General features: G+C 44.3%; 9 protein-coding genes. 4 read left to right on the forward strand and 5 right to left on the reverse strand.

Annotation, left to right across the window (positions count from 1 at the left end):
- Position 1: 1 nt before the first annotated feature.
- Positions 2-2,296: a glycoside hydrolase family 3 C-terminal domain-containing protein gene (locus tag NBH01_RS02735; RefSeq protein WP_250699963.1), complete on the forward strand. Its 2,295-nt coding sequence runs from the start codon at positions 2-4 to the stop codon at positions 2,294-2,296.
- A gap of 466 nt (positions 2,297-2,762) precedes the next feature.
- On the forward strand, positions 2,763-3,215 hold the full coding sequence (locus tag NBH01_RS02740; protein ID WP_055229113.1) for a hypothetical protein: 453 nt from the start codon (positions 2,763-2,765) through the stop codon (positions 3,213-3,215).
- A 507-nt stretch (positions 3,216-3,722) separates the two neighbouring features.
- On the opposite strand, the gene NBH01_RS02745 is transcribed toward NBH01_RS02740, so the two are convergent.
- Genes NBH01_RS02745 through dapB form a run of 4 tightly spaced genes read right to left on the reverse strand, consistent with a single transcriptional unit; the run spans position 3,723 to position 7,655 of the window.
- Complete coding sequence (locus NBH01_RS02745; RefSeq protein WP_048698389.1) at positions 3,723-4,352, reverse strand: WbqC family protein; 630 nt, start codon at positions 4,350-4,352, stop codon at positions 3,723-3,725.
- A 42-nt stretch (positions 4,353-4,394) separates the two neighbouring features.
- Positions 4,395-5,333 (reverse strand): signal peptidase I, encoded by a 939-nt coding sequence (lepB, locus tag NBH01_RS02750; protein ID WP_234140432.1) that lies wholly within the window; start codon positions 5,331-5,333, stop codon positions 4,395-4,397.
- Between the two features lie 42 nt (positions 5,334-5,375).
- Positions 5,376-6,857 (reverse strand): signal peptidase I, encoded by a 1,482-nt coding sequence (lepB, locus tag NBH01_RS02755; protein ID WP_008767531.1) that lies wholly within the window; start codon positions 6,855-6,857, stop codon positions 5,376-5,378.
- A 33-nt stretch (positions 6,858-6,890) separates the two neighbouring features.
- A complete protein-coding gene (dapB, locus tag NBH01_RS02760; RefSeq protein WP_008762922.1) occupies positions 6,891-7,655 on the reverse strand; it encodes a 4-hydroxy-tetrahydrodipicolinate reductase in 765 nt (254 codons plus the stop codon).
- An 83-nt stretch (positions 7,656-7,738) separates the two neighbouring features.
- Between dapB and NBH01_RS02765 the strand changes: the two genes are divergently transcribed.
- Positions 7,739-9,022, forward strand: coding sequence for a DUF2851 family protein (locus NBH01_RS02765; protein ID WP_234140435.1), 1,284 nt, complete (start codon positions 7,739-7,741; stop codon positions 9,020-9,022).
- A gap of 5 nt (positions 9,023-9,027) precedes the next feature.
- Here NBH01_RS02765 and NBH01_RS02770 read toward each other — a convergent pair whose 3' ends face one another.
- Entirely contained in the window at positions 9,028-11,640 is a 2,613-nt protein-coding gene (locus NBH01_RS02770; protein WP_234140436.1) for a TlpA family protein disulfide reductase, read from the reverse strand.
- A gap of 184 nt (positions 11,641-11,824) precedes the next feature.
- Between NBH01_RS02770 and NBH01_RS02775 the strand changes: the two genes are divergently transcribed.
- Positions 11,825-12,382 (forward strand): hypothetical protein, encoded by a 558-nt coding sequence (locus NBH01_RS02775; RefSeq protein WP_048698395.1) that lies wholly within the window; start codon positions 11,825-11,827, stop codon positions 12,380-12,382.
- Positions 12,383-12,453: the final 71 nt, after the last annotated feature.

A 12,453-nucleotide genomic window follows, 5' to 3' on the forward strand; every position in this document is an offset into this window, starting at 1 on the left:
TATGAACATGAAATTTAAAGCAACGTTACTTGGCTTGTCTATAGCCGCCGTTTTACCGACTATGAATATGGCGCAGACACCAGTATATCTGGACACGAGCAAGCCTGTCGAAGAACGGGTGAAAGATGCGCTGAGCCGTATGACACTTGAAGAGAAGGTGAAGATGACTCATGCGCAGTCTAAATTTAGTTCACCGGGAGTCCCTCGTCTGGGGATTCCCGAAGTATGGGCAACCGATGGCCCTCACGGCATCCGTCCCGAAGTATTATGGGATGAGTGGGATCAGGCAGGATGGACAAACGATTCCTGTATAGCCTATCCTGCATTGACTTGCCTTTCTGCAACATGGAATCCCGAAATGTCTTATCTTTATGGGAAGAGCATTGGCGAAGAAGCCCGTTACCGGAAAAAAGATATTCTCCTGGGGCCCGGTGTCAACATCTACCGTACCCCGTTGAATGGGCGTAATTTTGAATATATGGGCGAAGATCCGTACCTGTCTTCCATAATGGTAGTTCCTTATATTAAGGGAGTACAGGAAAACGGTGTTGCTGCTTGTGTGAAGCATTACGCATTAAACAATCAGGAGTTCAACCGTCACACCACCAATGTTCATTTGAGCGACCGTGCTCTTTATGAGATTTATCTTCCGGCTTTCAAAGCGGCCGTTCAGGAAGGTGGTGCTTGGGCAATAATGGGAGCTTACAACCTTTATTCGTTTAGTGAAGATACCGACTCCGGTAAGCTCTATAAGACTCAGCATGCGTGCCATAATAAGCGATTGCTGCAAGATATTCTGCGTAAGGAATGGGGCTTTGATGGTGTCGTCGTTTCAGATTGGGGCGGAGTACATGATACTTTCCAGGCCATTTCGAATGGTCTGGACATGGAGTTCGGTTCATGGACAAACGGACTTTCTGCCGGGACAAGGAATGCTTATGACAATTACTATTTGGCACATCCTTACCTGAAACTGATCCAGGACGGAACAGTCGGAACCAAAGAACTGGACGAAAAGGTGAGTAATATCCTCCGTCTGATCTTCCGCACTTCGATGAACCCGTATAAACCTTTCGGTTCTCTGGCTTCGCCCGAGCATGGACAAGCCGGACGAAAAATCGGTGAAGAAGGAATTGTACTGTTACAGAATAAGGATAATGTATTGCCTATTGACTTGAAGAAAGCCAGGAAGATTGCTGTTATCGGTGAAAACGCCATTAAGATGATGACTGTAGGGGGTGGTAGTTCTTCTCTGAAAGTGAAATATGAGATATCTCCTTTGGACGGCTTGAAGAACCGCGTAGGTTCACAGGCGGAAGTTTTGTATGCCCGTGGATACGTTGGTGACCCGACAGGGGAATATAATGGAGTACAGACCGGACAGGATTTGAAAGACGACCGTTCGGAGGATGAACTTCTTGCTGAGGCTGTAGAAGTGTCTAAAGATGCGGATTACGTAATTTTCTTCGGTGGACTGAACAAGAGCAATCATCAGGATTGCGAAGATTCGGACCGTGCATCCCTTGGATTGCCGTATGCGCAGGACAGGGTGATTGGCGAGTTGGCAAAAGTAAATAAGAACTTGATTGTCGTAAACATCTCCGGTAATGCGGTTGCCATGCCTTGGGTAAATGAAGTGCCCGCTATTGTTCAGGGTTGGTTCTTAGGTTCGGAAGCCGGAACAGCTCTTGCTTCGGTACTGCTAGGAGATGCTAATCCGTCGGGGAAACTTCCTTTTACTTTTCCTGCAAGACTGGAAGACGTAGGCGCACATAAACTGGGTGAATATCCGGGGAATAAAGAAGAGCTGGCACACTCCAAGAACAATGGTGATACCATAAACGAAATCTATCGTGAAGATATTTTTGTTGGCTATCGCTGGGCAGACAAAGAAAAGATCAAACCGCTTTTCCCGTTCGGACACGGATTGAGCTATACTACTTTCGCTTACGGGAAACCTTCGGCTGACAAAAAGGTGATGACTGCCGATGATACCATCTCTTTCACGATCAACGTAAAGAATACAGGTACTCGTGAAGGTCAGGAAGTTATCCAGCTTTATGTCAGCGATAAGAAATCCTCTCTGCCTCGTCCGGTCAAGGAACTGAAAGGCTTCAAGAAAGTAAAACTGGCTCCGGGTGAGGAGAAGGCTGTAACGCTGACGATTGATAAAAAAGCCCTGAGCTTCTTCGATGATGTCAAACACGAATGGATGACAGAACCGGGTAAGTTTGAAGCAGTCATCGGAACATCATCCAGAGACATTAAAGGAATTGTACCATTTGAGTTGAGATAGGTATCCGTTTGGTAAAACTGGGGTCCTCCCCCGGTAAAACAGATTGCTGGGAGAATGTTGTTATCTTATAAAAGAGAGAGTCACAACATTCTCCTTTTTCTTTGAAACGAGTTTGGCTTGTGATTAGAAATAAGGCTTATACCTTGCATTTTACTGTGGTATATGCAATTTAGAATGAATTTCTTTTTCCTATTCTGATTTATATCCTATCTTTGTAGTGCTCTTTTTTCAAAATCACACAAGGCTGGAAACCTGCCTTGTAATTGTGGCAGGCATTTTTATGCCTGTCCGGTTCATTCTATATGGGCGGTTTCGCACCCCCATGTAGAGTGTTAATGCACCTGCTGCCTTGTGTGAACGAGAAAAGAGCAATGGGACAGGCGGAACCGCTTCTTTTATTATCTAAAACCACCTTTCTGTTTAGTCCCGTTGAACTTAATTTATTCACCATTTAATTTAAATTCTTATGAAGGAGGTTTTAAACAACCAGCAGATTGTTTGTCCGGGGGACGCAACACAATTCATGCATGCCATTTTTTCTTCTGATCATGAAATGATGACCTTTTATCTTACGCTCAATCGTTTTATAAATCCAGCCAGTTATTTGGTGGAACGCTCGGATCGGCAAAGACTGGAAGATTTAGAGAATGTTCTTTTTGGTAATGTAGCAGCCTTCGAGGCAGTCCATCATTTTAAGAAAATTAGTGTAAAAGATGTGATTAAAGGATTTGGTATGCATATGATGAATATGCAGGTTTCAAATGCCAATCGTATGCAAAGTGCCAATATAATGGGCTCTTTTATAGATTGTATTATCGATACTACTAAAAATAGTTGGCAATATAAACAGATGTACCGGGTCAATCATTTACATCTTGAGAATGTCAGATATTTGCTGAATCGACTGAATGAAGAGTAATCTGTTGAAGGAAATAATAGTGACCTGATGATTATAATTTGTCTCTTTCTACAGAGTTAAAAACGTTATTCTTATTGTCACTTGTCACTTTTCAGACTTAATGTGCTGCAATTTAGCGTGATAAGGGTGATAATAGGTGGTGATAATAGGGTGATAATAGAGAAAAATCGCTTTTCTATTGTCACCTTCATAAGAGATTCTGCCTTCCTGATTCAGGTAAGACGGTTCATTTAATGGTCTGTGCTACGTTTGTTAAGCTGTTTTCAACGTTAGATTAATGTATTACGGTCGTTACATTTCTTCGTTTCACGTCTGTAATCCCATGAGTTCATGTACGTGAACCGATGGGATCACGTACGCAGTCCCAACGGTTTACGTACGTGGAACGAAAACAGGAAGCGGACAAAAGATATTAATCAAGGCTTGTCCGCCTGTTAACCTTACCGGGATATATGATAAGATACGTAGTGTCAGGACGTTTGATGTCTTTGTCTGGCTATTATAATGTTATTTACTTGTTAATACCAACAAACTCTCCGGTCCCATATTGAAAAGCAGGTCAATAATACTCAGATTAGGGAGAAAACCGAGTTTGGAATCAAAGACTTGGTAATAGGGATGCGGAATAAATTCCGGGTCGGCTATCCGGAAATCTTTCTTAGGATGAATAATCTCGCGGAAATCTGTTTCTTCTGCTGCAAATTCCGTTTTATATTCTGAAGTTCGTTCAATGCAAGGTTGAATGTCTATCAACTTACAGACCAGCTGGCAGATTTCTTCGTTGAAATCGGCTAAAAACTCGTATTTCTTCTCATAGAAAGGTCGGAAGTCGTCTTTATAATATTCAAAGTAAGGAGTGCTGTTGTAGGCTGATTCGATAGCATTCCAATGCAGATGGCGCCAGTTACCGTGATCGGAAATACGTATATCCTTCATCGGACATTTCAGCGTATCCGGTTTGACGGTTGGAATGGAGAGTGCCAGTTCGCCGTCAGGTCCGGCAATCGTACAACGGTTGCGATAGGTTTGCTTTATATAATGATCGTGTTGTTCGACATATATTTTATCATATTCCAATAGTTTGGTATAATATTCTACTGGAGCAAGGTAGGCAGATGATAAATAAGCTATTCTCATTATTTTATGTACAGATGTTATGTTGAAAACTATGCATGTGAATTATTTTACAGACTGAAAGAAGCGATTCCATCGGTATCCGTCAAAGATTCCCGTTCCTTTTTCTTTAGAGAACCAGATCAACGATGCTTTCCCGATGATATGGTCTTGCGGAACGAATCCGAACAGACGTGAATCGGACAGATTGACACTATTGTTGGAAGCCATCCAGTAGTAATCTTTGGTAAAAAAACAATGCTGTGTGGGTTTTCCGTCGATATAAAGCGTATCATTCTTTATTTCCGCCTGTTTGCCTTCGTGCATCACGAGGGTATTTCGCAGCAATGTGATATTCCACGGATATACTCGTAGTGCTTTCCCTTTGCCGGGAACGATGAGCGGTTTAAGCTCTTTTTCGCTCTTTTCCGTCAAAGGCTGAATCCAGTTCTGATCGCTGATCGCTTGTTCCAGTAAGTAATATTCATAGCGGCTGAAACTGCGGACATGAGTACTGTCATTACTTCCCATCAGTCCGTCGTTGGTGATGGAAAGGGTTTGCATAAGCGAAGTGATCAACTGCTCTTTGGCAGCGGGATAGGTGTAGAGCCTTTTCTTGTCCGGATTGAGTTGCGCTTCGGGAGAGGATACGGAGAAAAGGGAATCGACAAGCAGGGTATCACCGGGAGTACCGATACAACGGCTGATATAGATTTCTCTTCGGTCAATAGTCGGTTGCCCGATAGCGGTGGGATTATTAAAGACTACAACATCTTGTTGCCGGACAGATCGCTCGCACCAACGGTGATATGAGAACAGTGACATCAGCGGAACCCGCAGGCCGTAGCTCCATTTGTTGACCAGAATACGTTCACCCTGAAAAAGTGAATTCTCCATACCGGTGGAAGGGATAAGGCAGGATGTAAAAGCGAATCCCCGGAGCAGAAGCACGACGGCTATTGCTCCGGCGAATGCGAATATCCATTTGAATTTACGAATGTTCATCAATTTCTATCACCTTATCACTCTATCATGTCTGTATACTTATTAGTCTACCCACTTGAAGAGGCGGTTCCAACGGATTTTACCATCAAACCATCCGCGGTCTTTGTCAAGTGACAGCCATACAACGATAGGTTTACCTACTACATGGTCTTCAGGAACGAATCCCCAATAGCGGGAGTCCGCAGAATTGTGGCGGTTGTCGCCCATCATCCAGTAATAGTCCATCTTAAAGGTATATTGATCGGTTTTCTCGCCGTTGATATAAATACCGTCCGGCTTGATTTCCAGCTTATTTCCTTCGTAAGCGACAATACAACGTTCGTAGATAGGCAGGTTGTCTTCAGTCAGAGTGATAGTAGCACCTTTGGCGGGAATCCAGATCGGACCGTAGTTGTTACGGTTCCATTTGGTATGTAAGTTGAGCGGGTACATCTGTCCGGCATACTCTTCCGGTTCCATGACGATCTTGCTGATGAGCTTTTTGTTGCCGGACAATGTTTCGTACATTTTCTTCGTCAGCGGAAGATGATAAATAGGAGCCATCTTTCCTTGTGCATTCCGATTGTCCAGTCCGATCTGTCTGAAGGTTTCTTCCCATGAAGAATCATCATACAATGTCTGGTCTGCCTTGCTGATGCCTAATTCACGGAACATATCTTCCGTGATATACGGGCCTGTGGTCTGTACGAAGTAGTTGAACTGCAGATTTTCGGGATTCTCGATAGCCTTGCCGTCAATCATGACCTGACCGTCTACGATCTGCAGCGTATCTCCGGGCAGACCGACACAGCGTTTTACATAGTTTTCACGGCGGTCTACCGGACGATAAACGACCTCTCCGTAAACACGCGGATTCGATAGAATTTGCTGGCGACCGGCATTATAATACAAATCGTAAACAGCACGTTGCTGCTGGCGTGTCAGACTGTCCATCTCTATCTGCTTGGGATACAGGCGCTGACCTTCACCGTAAGCTATAGAGTAGAAATCTGTTTGCTGATTGTTGAGCGCTACCGTATCACCGGCAGGAAAGTTGAAGACAACAATGTCATTGAGTTTCACTTTTCCGAACCCGGGAACTCTTTTATATTTCCACTGAGGCCATTCGATATATGATTTGGTATTTAAAATAGGCAACGTATGTTGCGCCAACGGCATGGAAAGCGGCGTATTCGGCACACGTGGCCCGTAACTCATCTTGCTGACGTACAGGAAGTCGCCTACCAGCAATGACTTTTCCAAAGACGAGGAAGGAATCTGATAGTTTTGGAAAATGTAGATATTGACAAAGTAGACAGCAACCAATGCAAAGACAATAGCATCTACCCAGCTCATAACATTACGAACGGTAGGATTCTTCGATTTCTTCCAGAATGACCAGGGTATTTTCTTGGTGATATAAATATCGAAGATGAAAGGAACGACAATCAGCCCCCACCAACTGCGTACCCAGATGAGGAAGGCGAGATAAAGGAGAATAGCAATGGTGCATTTGATCCATTGTGTGCGTGTGGCTTGTCTCATAATCTATATTCGTTTGATAGTGGCTTTGAAGCCTTATTCGTTTAAGAATGGGAATAAATCACTCATGCCCAGATATCCCTCATGTTGGGCCGTGTATTCGGCAGCAAGGATGGCTCCCAATACAAAGCCGCCGCGATTCTTGGCATCGTGCGTGATGGAAATGCTGTCTACTTCTGACTCGTAGCGGATGGTATGGATGCCGAAAACCTCTCCTTCACGGATCGAGTCGATAGGAAACTCGTTGGAAGCGCAGGCGTCGGTGCCGCTGACGGTACCGTCCGGTGCAAGGAGCGTTCCTTTTACCCATTTGTCTTTGCGGTCCATGTTTTCCAGTATACCTTCAGCCAGTGTGATGGCAGTGCCGCTGGGTGCATCCAGTTTATGGATATGATGAGTCTCGCTCATGGTGACGTCATAACCGGGGAATTGATTCATTATTTTTGCCAGATACTTGTTGACAGATGAGAAGATGGCTACTCCAAGACTGAAGTTGGACGACCAGAAAAGGGTTTTTCCTCCTTCGGTACATAGCTTTTTGATTTCTTCGCCATGTTCCGCCATCCATCCTGTACTGCCTGATACTAATTTGACTCCGGCTTTGAAAGCTTTCATATAATTGCTGTAGGCTACCATCGGATTGGTGAACTCAATGGCTACGTCGGCGGACTTGAATGCTTCCGACTCAAAGTCTTCCTGATTATCAACATCAATAATGCAGACAATTTCGTGTCCGCGACTAAGGGCTGCCTTTTCAAGTTCCTTGCCCATTTTTCCATAACCGATCAACGCTATTTTCATTGTTTTCTGACTTATATTCAAAATAATAGTCGCAAAGATAAGATTTTTATTACATTTGCAGTGCACATTAACTTTCTGTTAACATGGAACACCTTCTCCACTATGTGTGGAAACATAAATTATTCCCTCTCAAAATACTGCAAACCACCAAAGGCTTACTGGTAGAAATTATCGATTCCGGACTGCAGAACCCTGATGCCGGTCCCGACTTCTTTAATGCGAAGCTGAAGATAGACGGTACATTGTGGGTGGGAAATATAGAGATACATACTCATTCTTCAGACTGGTACCGTCACGGTCACGACCATGATAAAGCATACGATTCTGTGATTCTGCATGTGGTGGCCGAGGCAGATGCCGAAGTAACCCGTTCCAACGGTGAGCAAATCCCCCAACTGCTATTGACCTGTCCCGAGAATGTACAAACCCATTATCATGAACTCTGCATTGCCGACCAATATCCTGCCTGCTACTCCATCATAGGGTCCTTATCCAAATTAACGATTCACTCCTGGCTGACGGCTCTTCAGACCGAACGACTGGAGCAAAAAGCAAGGCAAATTGCCGATCGGCTGGAACGATGTGACCGTCATTGGGAAGATGCCTTCTTTATCACTCTTGCCCGTAATTTCGGTTTCGGCTTGAATGGCGAGGCTTTTGAGACGTGGGCAGGACTGCTTCCATTTCGGGCGATAGACAAGCATCGGAATGATCTGTTTCAGATAGAGGCTTTTTTCTTCGGGCAGGCCGGTTTGCTGGAGGAGGCGTTTTTAAAGAAGGAGCAGGAAGATGAGTATAGTCTCCGGCTTCGTAAAGAATTTCGCTATCTGCAACGGAAGTTTGAAATAACTCAGGTGATGGATGCCGGTTTATGGCGTTTTTTGAGGCTTCGTCCGGAAAACTTCCCCCATATCCGGTTAGCACAGTTGGCCTACTTGTATCAGAAAGTTGATAAGCTCTTTTCGCAGATGATGGAGGCAGAAACCTTGCCGGAAGTGCGTCAATTACTGTCTACTCATGCTTCTGCTTATTGGGACAGTCATTATATATTCGGCCGTCCTTCTTCGCAAAAAGAGAAATCAATGGGAGAGAAGTCACAGGACTTGATTGTGATTAATACCGTTGTTCCTTTCTTATATGCTTATGGCCTGCATAGAACCGACGAGCGGATGTGCGATCGTGCCGGACGTTTTCTGGAAGAGTTGAAAGCGGAGAATAACCATATTATCCGCTCGTGGAGAGATGCCGGGCTACCGGTCGGTTCGGCGGCAGATAGCCAGGCATTGATACAGCTCCGCAAAGAGTATTGTGATAAACGGAAATGTCTCTTTTGCCGTTTCGGATACGAGTATTTGCGGAAGAAATGAGTCGTTTATTTCTCTAATAACTTATAGACTGCATTAAGAAGGTCATTTTCCCTGTTGGGCCTGGGGGCGTCACGGTCTACGATGTTTCCTTCCTTGTCTATCAATATATAGGTGGGGAAGGAGCGGACCTGCAGAAACTTCTCAATAGCACTTTGCTGCTCATCGGGCAGGTTATAGTGGACGGCAATTTTGCCGGTCAGTCCATATTCCTTGATAATGTTTTTCCACGATTTGTCCGAGGAATGGTTGCAGAGATACAAGAATATCACGTCTTTTCCCTCAAACAGCTTCTTGGCACTTCCTGCATATTGCATCATGTCCTTGCACGGACCGCACCAGGTGCCCCATACATCCAGATAAACCACTTTCCCTTTATAAGGCTCGATGATTTTGCGGAATAATTGTTCTCCGTCTGTGATCTCTGCCAGAGGTTCGTTAGGCATCAGGCTTTCGGGATATTCGATGGCCTTATGGGATATTTCTTCGTATATCCCTTGTTGGTTTAATACATAAGCCTGTAGGGAAGGATTAGAAACTTCTGCTTTGAATTTACTGATGAGGCTGTCCGGCAATTCTTTGTGAGTCTGCTGCAACATCTCATAATAGCAATTTGCCTTTAGTATCTCCTTTAATTTTTCGTCCATTTGCAGGGAGTCAATGATAGCAAGGGTACGATTGATGGAATTAGCGAGCAAGTTTCCCATCATATAGTCATTGAAAATTTCGTCTCTGCCTACGAGGCTCTGTATTGTTTTGATGCTCGGTTCCATCTTTTTGTTGTAGGCAGCCATTGTCAGCGAGTCAGCAGTATTCGCAGCTTTCATTTTTTCAATTTCTTTTTCGAAGTTACTGAAGGCGTGTAATGCGTCTTTTTCTTCTTGTGATAGCTGAATCTTTCCGTCCCTTTCAAATTTAAGATAGAGCATTTCCATCTTTTGAGGAGTTACGGTCAATCTGTTTGAAGAAGCGGGAGCAATGTCCGTTATGTATCCGACGTAATCCCGCAGGAAAGAACCATAATCTCTGAGAAGCGTATAAGGCTCTACCGGACGGGGATATAGTGCCGAGTCTACATAACTCATAAATTCCGGTTGCAGATGCTCCTGCTTGTTACGGTCTACCGAAAAGCGGCGTTGCATCAGGTCGCGTGCAGCGTTGTAGCGGATTTCCTGTTCTGTGTAATAGCGGAATTTGTGCGAGAGAAGCGGATGATCATTGAGCATCTTTGCGCGATATTCTGATTTATGACGGATGATATCCTGCGTCTTTTGCAAATATTCCATATTATCCATTTTTTCTCCTTCGTCGTAGCCGATATATTCACTGAGTCCTTCGTGGGCCAGCAGTTCGTTGAGGATACGTGCCTTTTCTCCCATTACTAATTTCTTTTTGTCAGCGAAGTCCACATAGAGGAAATAGGTCTCTCCCGGCTCTACGGATGTCCAGATAGTGGTACGTCCCCAATCGATGAACACGTTGTGGCTGTTCAATACAGGGAAACGGAGGGTAAATCTTCCCAGTGAGTCGATGGCGGTGGTATATTTTTCTTCTCTATCGGTGATCATGTCCGGCACAGCAACCTCGAAAGGACGTGTCGAAGGCAGGTTACGCAGGTATCCGATGAGAGTCACGCTATCCGTTTGATAACCATTGTCTACGAAAGGAGTGGTGTCAGCTACCGGATAATCGGGCAGATACTTGTCGTTACAAAGAACATATGTCTGTGCCTTTTCTTTTCCGACAGACAGGGTGCAGGAAGTTTCATCTTTACGAGTTAAACGTACTTTCAGTTGTTCCGTTCCATTTTTTAGGATGATGGTGGTTCGATTCTTTTGGATGTTTATCGACTCATAATCCCAAAATTGACATTGGTAGACAGCAAAGTCTTCGAAGAATCCGATGCGCCAGTCCCCGGTCGCTTGATTTATCCAACATCCGGCGAAAGCATATATTTCAGGGCGTGAGGCGATGGGAGAGACTTTTTCATTTTGCAGTTCAGCGGCTACGTTCATTGTTTTCGGCAGGGGGAAGCTGAGGTAAAGCAGTTTGTACGCTTCTCCGTTTTTGACGAGCAGGCGATATTCTTTATTGAGAAAATATCCGGCCGATAAGATATCCCATGTTTTTCCGTCATAGAGCAGTTTTCCGTCACGGGTGAATTCGTAGATTACTTTTCCGGATAATCCTTTCACCCATTTCTGATAAATACGGTCGGGCAATGTAAGGGGAGTGAGCGGTTCCGTGTGGTCGGGGACTTGCTTGCGGATACAGTTCTTCGGCTCTTTCCAGCCTTTGTACCAGATGGTGGCAGCGTCATTACCGGTAGGTGTGATACGGAATTCCGTCGTATCTCCTTTCTGATTGCGTAAATGGAAGAAGTAGCTGCCGTCAGCTTCCTGTTTTATCTGTTCGGCATAGAAAACGACGTAATAGTTCTCTACGAAATTCTCTCCGATGAGCGGACCGTTCCAGTCAGATACATTGTCTGCTTTAAATTGCCAGTAGCCTCGCAAAGGTTCGGGAATTGTCTGATAAGTGCCGGATTGGGCGAAAGCGATAGTCTGTGTGCTGCATAAAAGCAAAAGACCTATCAGGAGAAAACAGTGGGGGTGTCTCATAGGTGTGTTTTTATTTAAGTTAGTATTTCGATTTATGACAAAGGTATTTTAATACCGGAATAATGAGGTGTGGTAAGTATATTATTTATAGTAGTTTAACTATTTTCTTCCCGATTCGTATCAAGATATTGAACTTGTCATTATCTTTGCAGTGTTATTTTAAACTCTTAATTTATATCGTGTTATGAGAGCTAAGAAGTTTGCATGCTGTTTGATGGTCATGTCATTGCTGGCAGGTATTTCATTTATTTCCTGTGGCAATAGCTCCAGGGCGAAAGTAGAAAGTGAAGCAGCACAGACAAGAGAAGATTTCAAGTCGTTTCTGGATAAGTTTACTTCCAGCGCGGCGTTTCAGTATACTCGTGTCAAGTTTCCGTTGAAAACGCCGGTTACTTTATTGGCGGATGACGGGGAAACTGAGAAAACGTTCCCTTTTACGAAGGAAAAGTGGCCGTTGCTGGACAGTGAAACGCTGAAAGAAGAACGTATCACTCAGGAAGAGGGCGGCATTTATGTATCTAAGTTTACGCTGAACGAACCGGCACATAAGGTATTTGAGGCGGGATACGAAGAATCGGAGATCGACTTACGTGTGGAGTTCGAATTGCTGCCCGATGGAAAATGGTATGTAGTAGATTGTTATACCGGCTGGTATGGATATGATTTGCCGATTGCAGAGCTGAAACAAACCATTCAGCACGTGCAGGAAGAGAATGCGGCTTTTAAAGAACTTCACCCTTAAAAGCAGGACCGGCAGAGAGCATATCGGTCATTATCTATAAGATATAGCACATAATTTGAACTATTTTGTAC

The sequence above is a fragment of the Bacteroides sp. B1-V-101 genome, from assembly GCF_023656585.1.
Classification (GTDB): domain Bacteria; phylum Bacteroidota; class Bacteroidia; order Bacteroidales; family Bacteroidaceae; genus Bacteroides; species Bacteroides thetaiotaomicron.

What these genes read in the sequence shown, in the direction of transcription:
- NBH01_RS02735 (WP_250699963.1), top strand. Translation starts at nt 2, where the DNA reads ATGAACATGAAATTTAAAGCAACGTTACTTGGCTTGTCTATAGCCGCC.
- NBH01_RS02740 (WP_055229113.1), top strand. Translation starts at nt 2,763, where the DNA reads ATGAAGGAGGTTTTAAACAACCAGCAGATTGTTTGTCCGGGGGACGCA.
- NBH01_RS02745 (WP_048698389.1), bottom strand. Translation starts at nt 4,352, where the DNA reads ATGAGAATAGCTTATTTATCATCTGCCTACCTTGCTCCAGTAGAATAT.
- lepB (WP_234140432.1), bottom strand. Translation starts at nt 5,333, where the DNA reads ATGAACATTCGTAAATTCAAATGGATATTCGCATTCGCCGGAGCAATA.
- lepB (WP_008767531.1), bottom strand. Translation starts at nt 6,857, where the DNA reads ATGAGACAAGCCACACGCACACAATGGATCAAATGCACCATTGCTATT.
- dapB (WP_008762922.1), bottom strand. Translation starts at nt 7,655, where the DNA reads ATGAAAATAGCGTTGATCGGTTATGGAAAAATGGGCAAGGAACTTGAA.
- NBH01_RS02765 (WP_234140435.1), top strand. Translation starts at nt 7,739, where the DNA reads ATGGAACACCTTCTCCACTATGTGTGGAAACATAAATTATTCCCTCTC.
- NBH01_RS02770 (WP_234140436.1), bottom strand. Translation starts at nt 11,640, where the DNA reads ATGAGACACCCCCACTGTTTTCTCCTGATAGGTCTTTTGCTTTTATGC.
- NBH01_RS02775 (WP_048698395.1), top strand. Translation starts at nt 11,825, where the DNA reads ATGAGAGCTAAGAAGTTTGCATGCTGTTTGATGGTCATGTCATTGCTG.